We start from the raw sequence: 16,591 nt of genomic DNA on the forward strand, positions 1-16,591 counted from the left end.
ACGAAGTGAGCGAAGTCAGCCGAATCGTCGACGTACCGCCGGACGCCGTTTTCACCGTGCTCGCCGACGGCTGGCTTTACGCGAGCTGGGTCGTCGGCAGTTCCCATATCCGTGACGTCGACGAGGGCTGGCCCGCCGTCGGTTCCCGGATCCACCACAGCGTCGGACCATGGCCCTTCCACATCCAGGACGTCACGGTCGTGAAGGCGGTCGAGCCCGGCGTTTCCCTGTCTCTGGAGGCGAGGGGCTGGCCGCTCGGCGCGGCGGCGGTCGAGGTCACGCTCCTCCCCCACGGCGAGGGCAAGACCGAGATCAGGATGAAGGAAAGCGTCGTGCGCGGTCCCGGCAAGGTGCTGCCGGAGGCGGTTCAGGCGCTGGTCGCCAAGCCGCGCAACACCGAAGCTCTCGCCCGTCTGGCTGATCTGGCGACCGGGAAGTACGCGAACCGCAAGGGCGCTCAGCGGTAGACCATCCGGTTCGCGGCGCCGATCGCCGCCGCGTAGCCCTCGCCGAGCAGGCCCGCCCTGGTCAGCGCGGCGCGGGCCGCGTTGGCGCCGGGGCCGCCGTGGACCGCGCCCCCCGGATGCGCCGACGAGCCCGCGAGGAACAAGCGGTCGACCGGGGTGTCCGCGCGGCCGAGGCCGGGGACCGGCCGGAAGAACAACTGCTGGTGGATGGCCGTGGTCCCGCCGCTGATCGCGCCCCCGACCAGCCCGGGGTCGTGCGCGGCCAGTTCGAGCGGGCCCTGCACGTACCGGCCCTGGATCAGGTCGAGGAATCCCGGTGCCCTGGCCTCGACCGTCTTTTCGATCCGCGCGACCTGCCGGTCCAGTTCTTCCCGGTTCTCCATCAGCCCGCGGGGAACATGGGTGTACGCCCACGCCGCCTCGGTACCCGGCGGCGATCGGAGCGGGTCGCTCGTCGTCATCTGCCCGAACAGCAGGAACGGATTCCGCGGACTCCGGCCGCGGACCAGGTCGCCGCCGAACGCCGACAAGCCGTCCAAATCCGCGCCGAGGTGGATCGTGCCCGCCCCGCGAGCGCCTTCCGCCGTCCACGGAACGGGACCGGACAGCGCCCAATCCACCTTCACCGTGGCACTGTCCCATTGGAACCGGCCGAGATCGTCGAGCAGCCGCGAGGGCAGCCATTCCGGCGCGACCATGTCGCCGTACAACGTCGGCGCCGGAACGTCCGCGAGTACCGCCTTGCGCGCCCGGACCGGGTTGCCGTCGCCGTCTCGCACGCCCATCGCCCGTCCACCCGCGACCAGCACTTCCGTTGCCGGGCAACCACATCGGATCTCACCGCCGCGCGCGGAAAGCCGTCGCACCAGTGCCGCGATCAGCTCACCCGCTCCGCCGACCGGCACGGGGAAGCCGACGTCCTGCCCGATCATCGCGAGCAGCCAGCCGAAGACGGCGCTGCCCGCGTTGTCCACGGAGATATCGCTGTGCGCGGCGTTGCCGGCCAGCAGCAACCGGGCGCCCTCGCCGTCGAAATGCTCTTCTCCCAACCGGCGGGCGGGCAGGGTGAGCATCCGCGCCAGCCGCAGCGCGTCGGCGACACCGGTCCGCCGCAGCAGCCGCACGGCGGGGCGCACGGGCGGGAACGGCGTGAACAACGCGTTCAGCAGCGGTTCGCGAAGGTCCTGCCACTGCGCGAACAAGCTCCGCCAGGCGGCACCGTCACCCGGCGCGAACTCGTCGGCCGACGCCGCCGTCCGCTCGATGTCGCGGGAGAGCACCGCGCACCGGTCGTCGGGCAGTACGTGCGCGAGTACCTCGGGAGCATGCCGCCAGCTCAACCCGTGCTCTTCGAGCCGCAGTCCCCGCATCACCGGCGACACCGCGGTGAGCGGGAAGAACGCACTGCAGAGGTCGTTGCGGAACCCGGGCGCGGTGACTTCGTCGGTCCGTACCGCGCCGCCCGGCTTCTCCGCCTGCTCCAGCACCAGTACCGACCAGCCGGCGTCGGCCAGGAGGTTCGCCGCGACCAGGCCGTTGTGGCCGGCGCCGATGACGACCGCGTCGAAGACTTCCGTGCTCATCCGAGCCTCCCGATCGTCAGGATTGTGATTGGTGGCTGGGCCTGCCACGGGCGAGCGAGCGGAGCCTGGTCACCAAACCGTGCCCACGCGGCGGAGCGAGCGGGGCACTCGCGGCACCTTCACCCGACCGGAGTCCGGCGACCAGTTCCCCGATCACACTGGCGGCGTCGTACCGGGGTGTCCAGCCCAACGCGGTCTCGGCGAGGGTGGTGTCCACGAGCGGCGCGCCGTCGGCGAGATCCAGCCAACCGGGGTGCAGCGGCAAGGCGCCCGTCCGCCAGGCGGCATGCGCGGCCACCCGGACGAGTGATCGTGGCGCCGGGACCCGGATCCCGCCGAGCAGACCGGCCAGCGCGTCGGCGTCGAGCACACCCGGGGCGGCGAGATTCACCGCTCCGGTGAAGCGTCGCTCGAGCACCAGGCGGATCGCTTCGGCGACGTCGTCGCTGTGCACCGCCTGCGCCCGCAGATCCGCCCAGAGCGGAAGCGGCAGCCATCGGCGGCCCACGACACCGACGGGGACGGCCGGGCCCAGCAGCCAGCGCTCGAACTCCCCCGCCGCTCGTCGCTGCAGGATCGCGCACGGCCGCAACCTGGCCACCCCGATCTCCGGATGGGTCGCCTCGAACCGGTCGAGCAAGGCCTCCAGTCCGGCTTTGCCCCGGCTATAGGCGCTTGTCGGGATGCCCTCGCGCGGCCAATCCTCGGTGACCTTCTTCCAGCGCGGCGCTCGCCCGTAGGCGGCGACGGACGACAGGACGACCAGCTGCGGTACCCCCGCCGCGGCGACCGCGGCGAGCACGTTCCGGGTCCCGTGGTCGTTGGTCCGCCACATCGGCGGGTCCCCGCGCTCCGGTGAGATCGCCCAGGCGAGATGGACGACCGCGTCGGCGCCCTCCACCAGGTCGGTCAGCTTCGCGCGGCCGACGTCGTCCCCGAGGTCCATAGCCGACCAGGCCGCCGCGCGATACGGCGCCGCCGTGGTGTCGGGCAGCCTCCTGGCCACGCCGATCAGCTCGTCGTCGCCGGGTTCGAGGGCGTGGAGCAGCGCCGTTCCGACATTTCCGGTCGCCCCGGTGATCACGATCCGCACAGTCTGCGCTTACCCGGGCCCGTGATCGCGGAAACGTGTGCGAACCCTCTCTTAGGTACCTGGCTCTATTGAGGCTGAGGCGACATGGCGTGATCGGCTCACAGTCCGTGAAGGCCTCCTTCCCTACCTTCAGGGTCAATGTCAGGAACTTAAGACCGGTCGCGTGTCGGACATGTGCGCCCAGGTCGGGTAGCCCGGCTCCAGTACGTACCGTCCGTTCGGGCAGTGACTGTTCGCCGACGAAGGTCGATGGTGTCGATGGTCCGTGAAGGCCTCCTTGGCGAGCACTGATTTGTTGACTTACTGGTGGAGGTCTCGCACCCGTACCGGCGACCTGAGTGAGGTGCCCTTGATCAGCCTCCGAACCGGTGGCGATCCCCGCTGTCTATGAAGGATTTGGGACACTCAACGTCCCAAATCCTTCACAGACACGCTCGACCGCCCGCCGAATCACTGCTCATCTGCTGGTCAGACGTAGGTACACAAGACCACGCCTCCTTGAGGGACCCAGAGTCCCTCAAGGAGGCCTTCACGGACTTGATAAAACGGGCAAAGGGTAATCAATCGGACGAATCACCCCTCGGTTAATCCTTTATGGACAGTTGGAGAGCCTCAGGAACCGTCGCTTAAGTTCCTGGCATTGACCTTCAAGGTAGTGAAGGAGGCCTTCACGGACACCGCAGGGCGTAGCGCCGCTCGGCGTAGGCGAGGTCGTCCCGCCAGAGCCGGGCGGACGCGCGGCGCATGAGTGGCCGCAGTGCCGGTGCGATCCGGGCGGCCTTGGCGAAACCGGGCCGGTCGGAGGTGGCTATCGTCGCCTCGATCACGGCGGTGCGCGGTCGCCCGTCGGGGCCGTTCCCGAGCGGGGTGGCATGGGTTTCGACCACACTGCCCGTGCCTTCGCCGTCGACGATGGTCATCAGTACCGTGCGGGGCTCGGGGCAGGTGAACTCGGCGATCACCGGCACCCCCAGTTTCCCGGCGAGCCGGAAGGTCACTTCGACGACGAATTTGTCGTCGGCGTCGGTCACGTCGTTCCCTTGTGGCGCCGACAGAACCCGCAGCCGCGTGAACGAGTACGGGTGGAACCAGGCGCCGTGCCAGGGATCGAGCCGGTTGGCGACGACGTCCGCGGGTTCGCACGTCCCGGTCAGCGTCGCGACCGCGTCGATGGTGACCTCACCTCGCGGGCGGACCGGCACGATCGGCCGCTCCGTGGGGTTTTCGCCACCGAAGCGGTCGAGGCGCACCCAGGCGAGCACTCCGTCGTCGTAGGACGGCAACCGCGACCAGCCCGGCCGCCCCGGACCGATCCGCAGCCCGTGCCACCGGCAGACCAACTCTCCACAATGGACACGAGCCTGCTCGAGCGGGGCACCGAGATGCGGGCAGGCACCGGGTCCGATGACCAGCTCACCGTCCTGGCCACGCCAGGCCACCAGCTCGCGGCCACCGACGCGCAGCCCCAGCGGCCGATCCTCGCGGATCTCACGGCAGGCCGCGACGACGAACCAATTGCCGGCCGGACGGGCGTCGGCGCGTTTGACCGCGGCGTCGATGAGCGCGGGGCCGCATTCTCGGTAGGTCGGTTCCTGCCGGGCCCAAGCCGGTTCACGGAACAGCTGGACCGGCCACTTCGACGGCCACCGTTCGACCACCTGCCGCCTGAGATCCACCGGAAGCCCTCTCTGCCGCGCGTCGTCTCCCTGCCATCCTCAGGCACTTGAAGCGATCCCGCAACGGTTCAGGCCTTGAAGTGAGCGGCGGCGGCATCCAGCGCGGTGGTCAGGTCGTTGACCCAGGGTGCGCCACGGACGTCAAGCCCTTCCCAGCCGGGACCGGCGACGACGACCTCGGTTTCCTGCCGCTGCAAACGCTCGCACAGCAGGACGTCGACAGTGGCGGCGGACATCGACCACAGCACCACCAGCACCGGATCCAGTTTGGACGCCAGGCCCGCCATGGTCTCCGCGGGTACCAGCTGACCGAGGTAGAGAGCGGGAATACCGATCTCCAGCAGCGACGCGCGGAGCGCTTCGACCGGCAGGCCGTGCCGCTCGTCCGGGCAACAGGCGATGAGCACTCCACGTTCGGTGGGCACGGTGGCGAAGCGGGCGACATAGCGTTGCAGCGCCAGGGAAACCTCGGTGGTGAGCGCCCATTCCGACTCGAAGCACACGTCACCCCCGGCCCAGCGGCGCCCGAGGCGGCGCAGGATCGGCAGCAACACGTCGGTCCACGTCGCCGCCGCGCCGATCGAGCCGAGGGTCTCGTCCAGCAACGCCGCGATGGAGGCGAACTCGAGGTCTTCCGCGGCCTGCTCCAGTTCGCCGACCAGCCTGTCGACCGGCACGTCGGGGACCGTGACGTCGGCACCGGAGAAGGCCGCCGCGGCCGCCTCGCGGGCAGGAATCCCCCGGTCGATCAGCCGTTGCATATGTTGCAGTTTGCGGACGTCCGCGTCCGAGTACCGGCGATGACGCCCCTCGCCCCGCAAGGTGGGGCCGACACCGTAACGCGCGGCCCAGGTCCTGAGCGTGACCGGCGAGACGCCCAGCACCTCGGCGACCTTGCCAGGAGTCCACGAACCTCCGGCACGGCCGCTCATCTCGTCGACGTCCATCCATTCCGCGTTCCGGTGCGAGTGCCCGCTCGCACGAATATCAACTGCGGGCAGCTTACGAGGTCACCGGACGCGGACAGGCGCATACCGTCTTCCGGAACGAACGAACGCCCGGCGGCGGCTGGGCGTGACCGGGGAGATCCCGGCCGACGCCGGCCGCCGCCGGGCGTCGGGAGCCCGGCGCGAGGGGCACCGGGCTCCCGAGGGTGGCGGGGGCCGGACCACCCTCGTTCGCATGGCGGTTTTCTTCGATCCGCGAGCGATCCAGGTTTGAGCCGAGAAGCCCCAGGAAACCCCGGAACTTCCTTGTCTGCAGGCGATACCGCCCGAGTTGCGGGGGTGTCGCCGGATCTAGTAGACAAGGTTACCTCAGTAGTGAAACGGTTGCGAAACGAATCACCGGATCGGCGGAGGGAAGTCGGATGGCGTCGACCATGGCGGCGGAAGCGGCGCCGTCGAAGGAGTCGCCTGCCGCGTGGCTGGACGTCCTGGGCGCGCGCTGTCTCGCCGAGGCACACGGTTTCGTCGAAGCACGGGTCGCCGAGCACTTCTCCGGCCGCACCGAGGGCGGACTCGCGGAAACCGTCCTCCCCCAGTTCCTCGCCGGAGGGAAATTCCTCCGGCCGATGTTCGCCTACGTGGGCTGGCGATGCGGAGGCCCGGAATCCGACGCCGCCTTAAGGGCCGCGTCGAGCTTGGAACTGCTCCACTGTTTCGCGCTGGCGCAGGACGACGTCATGGACGGCTCGGCGCTGCGGCGAGGCCGTCCCGCGTTGCACCTGCGATTCGCGCGGTGGCATGCCGAACAGGGGTGGAGCGGCTCGGCCGATCGGTTCGGCGAATCCGCGGCGACCCTCGCCGGCGATCTTTTCCTGGTCTGGTCGGAGCAGCTGCTCCGGGAATCCGGTCTGGACGCGGAAGCGCTGTCGCGCGGTTGGCCGAGGTACGACGAGATGCGCGCGGAGCTGGCGGTCGGCCAGCTGGCCGATCTGGTGAACGACGCCCGGACGCTACCCGGCTGGGACGCGGTGCTCGACGTGCTGCGCCGGAAGTCCGGCAACTACACCGTCCGCAGGCCGCTGGAGTTCGGCGCGGCGCTGGCCGGCTGCGGTCCGGACGTCCTCGCCGCTCTCGCCGAGTACGGCGGCCTGGTCGGGGAGGCGTTCCAGTTCAAGGACGACCTGCTCGGTGTCTTCGGCGATCCCGCGGTCACCGGTAAACCCGCCGGTCAGGATCTCCGTGACCGCAAGGCCTCCAGTGTCGTGGTGCTCGCCGCCGAAATGGCCGACCGGTCGCAGCGCGACGAACTCGGCGCACTGCTGAACCTGACCACGGTGGACGACGACGCCGTCTCCCGCTGGCGCGGGCTGATCACGGCGACCGGGGCACGCGAGCGCCTCGGCGAACTCATCCGGGAACGCGCAGACAAGGCGCTGGCGGTGATCGACCCGGCCGTCGTCCCACGACCGGCCGCGGACGCGCTGGCCGTCCTCGCCACCCGCTGCACGGAGCGCGACCAGTGAAGACGGTGCCCGGACGGACGGACCGGATCGTCGTGGTGGGAGCGGGGTTGTCGGGTCTGTCGGCGGCGCTGCACCTGGCGGGCCGCGGCCGCGACGTCACCGTCGTCGAACGCGACCCCGGCCCTGGCGGCCACGCGGGGCGGGTCGAACGCAAGGGCTATCTGCTCGACACCGGCCCGACGGTGCTGACCATGCCGTCGATTCTGCGAGACACCTTCGGCGCCGTGGGCGCCGAACTGGACGAGGAACTACCGCTCACCCGGCTCGATCCGGCCTATCTGGCACAGTTCGCCGACGGCAGCACCCTGCCCGTGCACACCGACACCGCGGCGATGACGGACGCGGTACGCGAGTTCGCCGGCCCTGCCGAAGCGGCGGGATATCTTCGGCTGCGCGAGTGGCTGACCCGGCTCTACCGCACCGAATTCGGCCGGTTCATCGACTCGAACATCGACTCACCCCTTGGCATGCTCAACCCGGATCTGGGCCGGCTGGTGGCACTCGGCGGATTCCGTCGGCTGGACTCCAAGATCGGGTCTTTCCTGTCCGATGAGCGACTGAAGCGGGTGTTCACCTTCCAAGCGCTCTACGCGGGCGAGTCCCCGATGCGGGCGCTGGCGCTGTACGCGGTCATTTCCTATATGGACACCGTCGGCGGCGTGTTCTTCCCGCCCGGCGGAGTCGCGGCACTGCCCCAGGCACTCGCCCGGGTCGCCGCCGAGAACGGCGTCACCTTCCACTACGGCGATCCCGTGCACACGCTCGAACGCGAAGGCGCCCGGATCCACGCGGTCCGCACAGCCACCGGTGAACGCCATCCGTGCGACGCCGTCGTCCTGACCACCGAGCTGCCCGAGAGCTACCGGCTGCTCGGCCGGACCCCGAAACGACCCGTTCCGCTGCGGCCCGCGCCGTCGGCGCTGATCCTGCACGCCGGTGGTGTCGATACCCGGCCCACCGTCGGGCACCACACCATCTCCTTCGGGCAGGGATGGCGCTCGACCTTCGATGAACTCATCTCCACCGGGCGCCGCATGACCGATCCTTCCCTGCTGATCACCCGGCCGACCGCGACCGATCCGGGCCTCGCACCGCTGGCCCGTCAGCTCTACTCGATCCTCGCCCCGGTACCGAATCTCGACCGAGGCCCCGCGGATTGGGCCACCGACGCCGAACCGTACGCGGAGGAGATCCTCGCCATCGCCCGGCAGCGAGCACTGCCGGACTTCGAACCCGAGTTCACCGAGGTGATCAGCCCCGCCGACTGGGCCGACCGCGGGCTCGTGGCCGGGACCCCGTTCAGCTACGCCCACTCGTTCGTCCAAACCGGACCGTTCCGCCCTCGGAACCTCCCGCGTGGCACCGAAAACGTCGTCCTCGCCGGTGGTGCGACGGTGCCGGGCGTGGGGGTGCCGACCGTGCTGATCTCGGGCAGGCTCGCCGCCGACCGGATCACCGGCGTGCCCGGACGCCGCTCCCGTGTCCTCGACCTGGCCGCGGAGGCGAACCGATGACCCGACGCGAACTCGACGCCGCCGCGATCCACGACCCCGGTCTGCGAGCCGCCTACAGCTGGTGCCGCGACGTCAACGCCCGGCACGGCCGGACATACTTCCTGGCGACACGCATGCTTTCTCCCGCGCAGCGGCCCGCCGTCCACGCGCTCTACGGTTTCGCGCGGTGGCTGGACGACATCGTCGACGAGCCCGGCCCGGACGCCACCCCGGAGTCACTGGCCGCACGACTGTCCGAAGTGGAGGACCGTTTCCTCGCCGACCTGACCGCGGGTACGAGTGACGATCCCCTGCTGACGGCGGTGATCGACACGGCAACCCGGTACGAGCTGGAAGAGCGGCTCTTTCGCGCCTTCTTCGCCTCGATGCGGATGGATCTGAGCGTCACCGACTACGCCACCAGAGACGATCTCGACGCTTACATGCACGGCTCGGCGGAAGTGATCGGCCTGCAGGTGCTCCCGGTCCTCGGCGCGGTGGCCGCCCGCGAAGAGGCCGCACCGCGCGCCGCCGCGCTCGGGAAGGCCTTCCAGCTGACCAACTTCCTCCGCGACGTCGCCGAGGACTTCGCGCGCGGACGGGTCTACCTGCCCGCCGACGAACTCAAGGAACACGACGTCGACCGCGAACGGCTTTCGTGGTGCGCGGACCACGGCCGATCCGACGTCCGGGTGCGGGCCGCGATCAAGGAACAGATCGCGGTGACCCGGCGCGTCTACGCCGAAGCGCGGCCGGGGATCGCGATGCTGCATCCGGTCTCGCGACCTTGCGTGGCCACCGCCGCGACCCTTTACGGGGAGATCCTCGACCGGATCGAGGACGCGGATCACGACGTCTTCGCCTGCCGCGCGACGGTCTCCCGGCGCCGTCGGCTCGGGGTCGCCTGCGGTGCGCTCGCTCGTGCGCAGTGGGCCCGCACGCGACATTCCGCTCCCGCTCCCCCATCGGCGGTGGCCTGAGTGGGCAAGGCCGAGTACCTGATCGTGCTGGCGGCGTGCGTGCTGGTGACGCTGCCGCTGGAAATCGCGGGCGCCCGCGTCTACCGGCAGCCGAAACGACTCGCCCGCGCGCTGCTCCCGGTGGCCGTGCTCTTCCTCTTCTGGGACGCGCTGGCGATCGCGGGCGAGGTCTGGAGTTACGCGCCGGAATTCGTCACCGGCGTCCGCGCGCCGTTTTCCCTTCCACTGGAAGAGATCTTGTTCTTCGTCGTGATCCCGATCTGCGGGGTGCTGACCTACGAAGCCGTGCAGCTCACCCTCACCGCGGTCCGGCGGCGCGAAAAACCGGCGGTCCGGCGATGATTCCTTGGGGCTACACCGTTCCAGCCGTCGCCGCGGTGATCGTGGTCGTCCTCGTCGAGCTGGGTGTGCTGAAGACCGGACTGTTCCGGAAACCCGCCTACTGGCTCACGATGGCGATCGTCACCGGTTTCCAGATCCCCGTCGACGGCTGGCTGACGAAGCTGTCCGCTCCGATCGTCCGCTACGCGCCCGAACACATCACCGGCCTGCGGTTTCCCTGGGACATCCCGATCGAAGACTTCCTCTTCGGCTTCGCGATGGTGACCGCCGTACTGCTGCTGTGGGAACGCGCCCGAGCCCGGGAGGAAACGCGATGAACGCCATGGCGCGAGACGGTTTGCCGCGCGAAACCGTGCCATCGGCCTTCGACACCGAAGCCCGGTTCTACGACCGCCTCGTCGGCGCGAATCCCGGTTACCACGAGCATTTACGCCTGTCCGCCCGGCGGCTCGCCCTCCCGGCCAAGGCACCCGGCCTGCGCGTGCTGGACGCCGGCTGCGGAACCGGCGCGTCCACGGCGGCTCTCCTGTCCGTGGTGCCGGACGCCCGGATCACCGCCTTCGACGCGTCCGGCGAAATGCTGGAACGCGCCCGGAGCAAGGCCTGGCCCGACAGCGTCGAGTTCGTGCACACGCCGGTCGAGGAGCTGGCCGGGATCCACGGCCCGTTCGACGGGATACTGGCGGCGTACCTGCTGCGCAACCTCACCGACCCGGCCACTCAGCTGCGCCGGCTCAGCGAGCTGCTCCGACCGGGTGGCCGGATCGCCGTGCACGAGTACTCCGTCCGCGATTCCCGGCGCGCCCGCCTGGTCTGGAACGCCGTCTGCGCGGGCGTGATCATCCCGCTCGGGAAGTTCACCACCGGTGACGCCACGCTCTACCGTCATCTTCGCCGCAGCGTCCTCGAATTCGACGGCGTCACCGCACTCACCCGGCGCCTCACCGGCGCCGGTTTCACCGACGTCCACGCCGCGACCGTCGGTGGCTGGCAGCGGGACATCGTGCACACCTTCGTCGGCACCGCTCCCTTGGAAACACCGTGAGCCGCCCCCGGGACCGCCGCCGCGTCACCCGGCAGGCCCCGGCGGGCCTCGCCGACGCCGGCCTGCTCGGGCGGCGGCCCACCGCCGCGATCGTGGGCGGCGGCATCGCCGGGCTCACCGCGGCGACCGGACTGGCCGAACGCGGCGTCAGCGTCACCGTCTTCGAACGCGAAGACCATCTCGGCGGACGAGTCGGCGGCTGGCGGGAACGGCTCCCGGACGGTACCGCGGTGACCATGAGCCGGGGTTTCCACGCGTTCTTCCGCCAGTACTACAACCTGCGCGCCCTGCTCGCGCGCACCGACCCGCGGCTGGACCGGCTCACCCCGCTGACCGACTACCCGCTGCTGGACGCGCACGGCCGCATCGACACCTTCGCGGGACTTCCGCGCACCCCGCCGTGGAACGCGGTGGCGTTCGCCTGGCGCAGCCCGACCTTCACCCGCAAGGACCTGCTGCACCTCAGCGGCCGCGAAGCCCTGCCACTGGCGACGGTCAGCGTGCCGGAGATCTATCACCGGCTCGACCGCACCGACGCCTCGGCCTTCCTCGAAGCGATCAACTTCCCGCCCGCCGCCAAGCACCTCGCCTTCGAGGTCTTCTCCCGCAGCTTCTTCGCCGACCCGCACGAGCTCTCGGCCGCGGAGCTGGCGACCATGTTCCACCTGTATTTCCTGGGCTCCAGCGAAGGTCTCGTCTTCGACGTACCGACCGAGCCGTTCCCCCAAGCGCTCTGGGACCCGCTCGCGAGCTACCTCACCGGCCGCCGCGCCGACATCCGCACCGGCACGGCCGTGACCGGTCTCGGCCGGACCCCGGAAGGTTTCGCGCTCGAATCAGGCGGCCGGACGGAGACCTTCGACGGCGTGGTCCTCGCCTGCGATGTCGCCGGGCTGCGCGAAATCGTGGCCGCTTCACCGGATGTCGGCACCGAAGCCTGGCGAGCCGACGTCGGCGGTTTGCGTACCGCCCCGCCCTTCCTGGTGCGGCGGCTGTGGCTCGATCGCCCGGTCGAACCACACCGGTCGCCGTTCCTCGGCACCGGCAGCATCCCGCCGCTGGACAACATCAGCCTGCTCGACCGGTACGAGGGAGAAGCCCGGCGCTGGGCGTCCCGCACCGGCGGATCGGTCGTCGAACTGCACGCCTACGCGGCCACCACCGACGACTCGAGCGGCTTGGAGAAGGCGCTGGAAAGCCGCCTCCACGAGATCTACCCGGAGACCCGGGACGCCCGCGTCGTCGGCGACCTCACGTTGTGGCGCGAAGACTGCCCGCTGTTCGGAGTCGGCGACTTCGCCCGGCGGCCCAAGGTGGAAACACCCGACCCGGCACTGACGCTCGCGGGCGACGGCATCCGGATCGACCTCCCGGTCGCCCTCATGGAACGCGCCGCCGCCACCGGCTGGACCGCGGCGAACTCGCTTCTCGGGCACTGGGGCCTCGCCGGGCACCCGATCCGCTCGGTCCCCAACCACGGACGGATCCGCCTGCTGAACCGGCTGGCCGCCTCGATGCCCGGTTGAGCCCGGCTGGTCGCGATGAGCCATCCGTGCGGGTGGGTAAAAAAGAGCAAGTCCCTCAAGGAGGTCCATGACTGTCCACAAGGGTCACTTTCGGTGACTCAGTGTCCGATTGATGCCTGCGAGCGCGGTTTCCGTGTGGGGTCGTGAGTGATAAAGAGCGTTCCATTTGAGAGGTAACTCAAATGTGGCGTGTCCTGAAGGACCCCTTTGGGACGTTGAAGGTCTCAAAGGGGAACCCGCATTTGTGTACCTACGCCTGACCTGGACGAGGGTGGTTCGGCGAGCATCGTCGCCCGGCTCGCCCCTTGATCAAGCTCGTGTCCGATTACGACCGGTGGACCGGCGACCGAGCGGGGAAGATTCCGGACGCTCAACGTCCGAAATCTTCCCCACCCGGACCGCGTCGGCAACCCGCACAAGCTCCACACCAGTAGGTAGACAAATACGAGTTCCCCAAGGGGTCCTTCAGGACATCACGCTTCGACGCTGGGGCAGCGGGCGCCAACCGCGCCATATTTGCCTTGCCCCTCAAAGAACGCTCTTTATCACTCACGACCCCCTTGAGGATCGTCATGCGACGCGCCCTGCCTCACCGGGGCACCTTGCCGCTAAGGGGACCTTCACGGCACCGAGCCGATCACGCCACGTTGACTCACCTCACGCCAAAGCCGGCCCCCTCCGCCGGGCAGGCGGGATCCGGACCGGCCAGTTCCCGCGCGACGGCCTTCACGTTCTCCGCCACGATGGTCGGGAGGTCGGCCACCGGCGGCCTCCCGGGGAAGGCGCGTTCCAGTTCGGCGGTGATCGACTTCTCCTCCTCGGCCACCAGCGTCGAACCGCCGTCGGATTCCGCGCTGACGGCCGGCCGGACGAAGGCACGGAACCGCCGGAGATAGTCGCGCTGCTCGTCGATCAGCGCGGTGGCCTGACCAGGGGCACCGTGCCCGGGATACATCGTCCTGGCGCCGGGGAATCGCCCGGTCAGCCGGTCGAGATTCCCGAGCCAGCCGCAGGTGTTGCCCTCGATCAGCGCGGGGGTGACCCCGCCGGTCGCGAGGTCGCCGGAATAGAGATCGCCGGTATCGGTGCGGTAGTAGACGGTCGCGGTGTCGGACTCGCCGTCGGCGAACGTCGCGGTCTCGAAGCCGATCCCGCCCGCCTGTACCGGAGAGCTGTCTTCGAAGGTCCGGTCGGCGTAGGTGAGCGTGGCGGGGAAGTTCGGGTTCGCCGACCGGGCCAGCGGGTAGAAACCGCGCTTGTCCTCGCGCATGGCCCGGTCGGTGGACCGGGACGCGAAGATCGGCGCCTGCGGGAACGCCTCGTGGAAGGCGCTCGCGCCACCGACGTGGTCGGGATGGGAATGGGTGAGCAGGATGGCGGCGACCGGTTTCCCCGTCTTCCGGATTTCGGCGACCGCCCGCCGGGCGTCGTCCGGGGTGCGCAAGGTGTCGACGACGACCAGGCCGTCCGGCGCCGGGATCCAGTAGGTATTGACCGAACCGGGGTCCGGCGAGGCGAACCGTTCCGGCCGCGCCTCCGGCGTGGCGGGCGTGTCGTCTGGTGAGCAGCCTGCCACGCATACGGCGGCGAGGCCCGCGGCGAAGAAACGCCGCAGTCGGTGATTCATCGGGAGCCTTCGGAATCGGGAACGCGAGTTCAGCGGAAGTCGTCGGCGTGGGCCTGGGCCCACTGCGCGAAGGTTCGGGGCGGATTCCCGGTCACTTTCTCCACGGTGTCGTAGATACGGGACTCGTCCAAGGTCCCGTCGCCGTAGAAGCTGAAGAAGGCCTGGATGTACTCCTCCGGCACCTGCCCGGTCATGTCGGCACGGGCCTCCTCGTCGGTGAGCGCCTGGAAGCGCAGGTCGCGCTGGAGTACCTCGGCCAGGACGGCCAGCCGCTCGGCAGGCCGGAGCCGTTCCGGGCCGCTCAGTTCATGGACGCGCTCCTCATGGCCGGGGTCGAGCAAGGCCCGGACGGCGACGGCGGCGATGTCATACGGGTCCACGGAAGCGATGGGCACGTCACCGAAGGCGTCCCGGACGACGTCGCCCGCGCGAAGCTGCGGCGACCAGCGCAACGCGTTGGACATGAAGGCGTTGGGACGCAAGAACGTCCACGCCAGTCCGGACTCGCGGACCGCCGTCTCGGAGCGGATCATGAACTCGGAGATGGCGTTGCGCGTGTCGGTGGCGACGGTGGCCAGGCTGGACAGCAACACCACCCGCTCCACCCCAGCCCGCCGCATCCGCGCGAGCAAGCCGGGCATGTCGCGGTAACCAGGCAACAGGAACACCGCGCGGACGCCGTCGAGGGCGGGGCCGAGTGTGTCCGGTTCGTTGAGATCACCGAGCACCTGCTCGACCGGCAGGTCGGCGGCAGCGGTCCGCACCAGGGCGCGGACCGGCCGCCCGGTGCCTGCCAGTGCCCGGACGACCTCCCCGCCGACGTTCCCGGTGGCTCCCGTGACGAGGATCAACGGAGGGTCCTTCCGAAGTGCGCGGCCGCGGTGTCCGCCGCGAGGGTGACCTGTGGTTCCTGGTCGTAGAAGTCGAACTGGGTGCCCTGGGACCACAGGATGTCCTTCGGTCCGGCGAGCCCGGCGTGGAACCGGCGGGCACCGTCGGGGATGGCGGCGTCCTCGCTGTGCACGAGCACGGTGGGCCGGGTGATCCGCGGGGCCAGGGAGATGGAGTCGTAGGTGAGCCAGTCGCTCCACGCCATGACCGCGAACCGGTTGGGCCAAGCGGGAATCCCGCCGCGGGCCGGGTTGAGGTAGAAGTCGATGTCGTACGGCATGGCCGCCCGCGGGTCGGTGGCGCTGACCACCGGGACGTACTCGATCTCGCCGGTCTCCTCGAACCGGGCGCGGGCCTTCCCTGCGACCGCGATCTTCTCGGCGACCGCCTCCGCTCCACCGTAAGCGGCCTCGCAGATGGCGGCGTCGTGCAGCCATGGCGCGACGAGGGCAAGAGAACCGATCCGGGGGTCTTCGGCGGCGTTCGCGGCCATGTACATCGCGGCGGCGCAGATCCCCAGCGCGCCGAGGCGGTCGCCGTCGACCGACGGGTGTCCCGCGAGGAACGTCACCGCGTGGTGGATGTCCGCCACCTTGGCCGCCGGGTTCTCCACGTCGCGCGGTTCGCCGCCGGACTCGCCGAAACCGGTGAAGTCGAACGACAGCGCGGCGTATCCGCGCTCGGCGAGCTGCTCGGCGTACCGGTCGGCCATCAGCTCCTTGACACTGGTCCAGGTGCCGGCCACCACGATTCCCGGCGCCGGGGTCCCGGTACCCGGCAGGAACAGGGTGCCGGTGAGGGTGGCCCCTCCGCTGGGGAAGGTGATCTTCTGCCGGGTCGTGGTCACGAACGGTCCTTTCGGGGTGCCGAGGCCGCTTCAGCCGCCTTCGCCATCAGGTCTTTGTTGCCGTCGGCCCATTTGGCCGTCATGACGAGGCCGCGGATCTTCCAGCTGTCACCGGCGCGGACCAGGTCGAACCGGTAGCTGCCGCCGAGTGTCCACAGTGGTCCGCCGAACGGGTCGGCCAACCGGTGGGTGGCCTGAAAGGACGCGGTGCAGACGGCGGTGTCGCCGTCGAGGGTCACCAGGTGGCCGGTGATCAGATGCTGGGTGGCCTCGAATCCGCCGAGCAACCCCGACCAGGCGTCCACGATCTGCTCCGGCGTCAGGACGGCCGGTTCGCCGCCGTTGAGGCTCGTGTAGTCGAGCCGCACCTCGTCGGCGAAAACGGTCTTGAGCGCTTCCCATTCGCGCTGATCGGTGTGCCATCCCAGCCGGGTGCACACCTCGACCACCGCGAGGCGGTCGACGAGGTCGGTCGTGCTCACTGGATCTCCTGTCCTGTCTCGGTTCCGGACCTGACGGCCCGGGTCGGCAAAAGTCTGGACGCCACACCG

At 69.9% G+C, this 16,591-nt stretch carries 16 protein-coding genes; 8 read left to right on the plus strand and 8 right to left on the minus strand.

What is annotated here, in order from left to right; translation table 11 throughout:
• The first annotated feature begins 5 nt into the window (after nucleotides 1-5).
• The gene (locus ACZ5ZX_RS31970) at nucleotides 6-467 is read left to right on the plus strand and encodes an SRPBCC family protein (RefSeq protein WP_465505703.1); all 462 of its coding nucleotides are present in this window, start codon (nucleotides 6-8) and stop codon (nucleotides 465-467) included.
• On the opposite strand, the gene ACZ5ZX_RS31975 is transcribed toward ACZ5ZX_RS31970, so the two are convergent.
• The 4 genes from ACZ5ZX_RS31975 to ACZ5ZX_RS31990 all read right to left on the minus strand — a co-directional run bounded on the left by ACZ5ZX_RS31975 (nucleotide 458) and on the right by ACZ5ZX_RS31990 (nucleotide 5,766).
• Nucleotides 458-2,050, minus strand: a complete 1,593-nt coding sequence (locus ACZ5ZX_RS31975; protein ID WP_465505704.1) for a phytoene desaturase family protein — start codon at nucleotides 2,048-2,050, stop codon at nucleotides 458-460. The genes ACZ5ZX_RS31970 and ACZ5ZX_RS31975 overlap by 10 nt on opposite strands.
• Nucleotides 2,051-2,066: 16 nt before the next feature.
• Entirely contained in the window at nucleotides 2,067-3,143 is a 1,077-nt protein-coding gene (locus ACZ5ZX_RS31980) for an NAD-dependent epimerase/dehydratase family protein (RefSeq protein WP_465505705.1), read from the minus strand.
• 668 nt (nucleotides 3,144-3,811) lie between these two features.
• Complete coding sequence (locus ACZ5ZX_RS31985; RefSeq protein ID WP_465505706.1) at nucleotides 3,812-4,819, minus strand: DUF5914 domain-containing protein; 1,008 nt, start codon at nucleotides 4,817-4,819, stop codon at nucleotides 3,812-3,814.
• 68 nt (nucleotides 4,820-4,887) lie between these two features.
• Nucleotides 4,888-5,766, minus strand: coding sequence for a MerR family transcriptional regulator (locus ACZ5ZX_RS31990; RefSeq protein WP_465505707.1), 879 nt, complete (start codon nucleotides 5,764-5,766; stop codon nucleotides 4,888-4,890).
• Nucleotides 5,767-6,188: 422 nt separating this feature from the next.
• Between ACZ5ZX_RS31990 and ACZ5ZX_RS31995 the strand changes: the two genes are divergently transcribed.
• The 7 genes from ACZ5ZX_RS31995 to ACZ5ZX_RS32025 are packed head-to-tail and all read left to right on the plus strand — an operon-like array spanning nucleotide 6,189 to nucleotide 12,675.
• Nucleotides 6,189-7,289: a polyprenyl synthetase family protein gene (locus ACZ5ZX_RS31995; protein WP_465505708.1), complete on the plus strand. Its 1,101-nt coding sequence runs from the start codon at nucleotides 6,189-6,191 to the stop codon at nucleotides 7,287-7,289.
• On the plus strand, nucleotides 7,286-8,803 hold the full coding sequence (crtI, locus tag ACZ5ZX_RS32000; protein ID WP_465505709.1) for a phytoene desaturase family protein: 1,518 nt from the start codon (nucleotides 7,286-7,288) through the stop codon (nucleotides 8,801-8,803). The genes ACZ5ZX_RS31995 and crtI overlap by 4 nt, the downstream gene beginning before the upstream one ends.
• Nucleotides 8,800-9,762, plus strand: a complete 963-nt coding sequence (locus ACZ5ZX_RS32005; RefSeq protein WP_465505710.1) for a phytoene/squalene synthase family protein — start codon at nucleotides 8,800-8,802, stop codon at nucleotides 9,760-9,762. The genes crtI and ACZ5ZX_RS32005 overlap by 4 nt, the downstream gene beginning before the upstream one ends.
• Nucleotides 9,763-10,104, plus strand: a complete 342-nt coding sequence (locus ACZ5ZX_RS32010; RefSeq protein ID WP_465505711.1) for a lycopene cyclase domain-containing protein — start codon at nucleotides 9,763-9,765, stop codon at nucleotides 10,102-10,104. It begins immediately after the preceding gene.
• Nucleotides 10,101-10,421 (plus strand): lycopene cyclase domain-containing protein, encoded by a 321-nt coding sequence (locus ACZ5ZX_RS32015; protein WP_465505712.1) that lies wholly within the window; start codon nucleotides 10,101-10,103, stop codon nucleotides 10,419-10,421. Before ACZ5ZX_RS32010 ends, ACZ5ZX_RS32015 begins: the two co-directional genes overlap by 4 nt.
• Complete coding sequence (locus tag ACZ5ZX_RS32020; RefSeq protein ID WP_465505713.1) at nucleotides 10,418-11,149, plus strand: class I SAM-dependent methyltransferase; 732 nt, start codon at nucleotides 10,418-10,420, stop codon at nucleotides 11,147-11,149. The genes ACZ5ZX_RS32015 and ACZ5ZX_RS32020 overlap by 4 nt, the downstream gene beginning before the upstream one ends.
• Nucleotides 11,146-12,675, plus strand: a complete 1,530-nt coding sequence (locus tag ACZ5ZX_RS32025) for an FAD-dependent oxidoreductase (RefSeq protein ID WP_465505714.1) — start codon at nucleotides 11,146-11,148, stop codon at nucleotides 12,673-12,675. The genes ACZ5ZX_RS32020 and ACZ5ZX_RS32025 overlap by 4 nt, the downstream gene beginning before the upstream one ends.
• A gap of 652 nt (nucleotides 12,676-13,327) precedes the next feature.
• Here the strand turns inward: ACZ5ZX_RS32025 and ACZ5ZX_RS32030 are convergent.
• Genes ACZ5ZX_RS32030 through ACZ5ZX_RS32045 form a run of 4 tightly spaced genes read right to left on the minus strand, consistent with a single transcriptional unit; the run spans nucleotide 13,328 to nucleotide 16,522 of the window.
• Nucleotides 13,328-14,302 carry an MBL fold metallo-hydrolase gene (locus ACZ5ZX_RS32030; protein ID WP_465505715.1) on the minus strand — a complete coding sequence of 325 codons (975 nt, stop codon included), beginning with the start codon at nucleotides 14,300-14,302 and terminating at the stop codon, nucleotides 13,328-13,330.
• A 29-nt stretch (nucleotides 14,303-14,331) separates the two neighbouring features.
• A complete protein-coding gene (locus tag ACZ5ZX_RS32035) occupies nucleotides 14,332-15,153 on the minus strand; it encodes an NAD(P)H-binding protein (protein ID WP_465505716.1) in 822 nt (273 codons plus the stop codon).
• Nucleotides 15,150-16,040: an alpha/beta hydrolase gene (locus ACZ5ZX_RS32040; protein ID WP_465505717.1), complete on the minus strand. Its 891-nt coding sequence runs from the start codon at nucleotides 16,038-16,040 to the stop codon at nucleotides 15,150-15,152. The genes ACZ5ZX_RS32035 and ACZ5ZX_RS32040 overlap by 4 nt, the downstream gene beginning before the upstream one ends.
• Nucleotides 16,037-16,522, minus strand: a complete 486-nt coding sequence (locus ACZ5ZX_RS32045; protein WP_465505718.1) for a nuclear transport factor 2 family protein — start codon at nucleotides 16,520-16,522, stop codon at nucleotides 16,037-16,039. The genes ACZ5ZX_RS32040 and ACZ5ZX_RS32045 overlap by 4 nt, the downstream gene beginning before the upstream one ends.
• Nucleotides 16,523-16,591: the final 69 nt, after the last annotated feature.

It is taken from the genome of Amycolatopsis sp. NPDC033938, assembly GCF_055575975.1.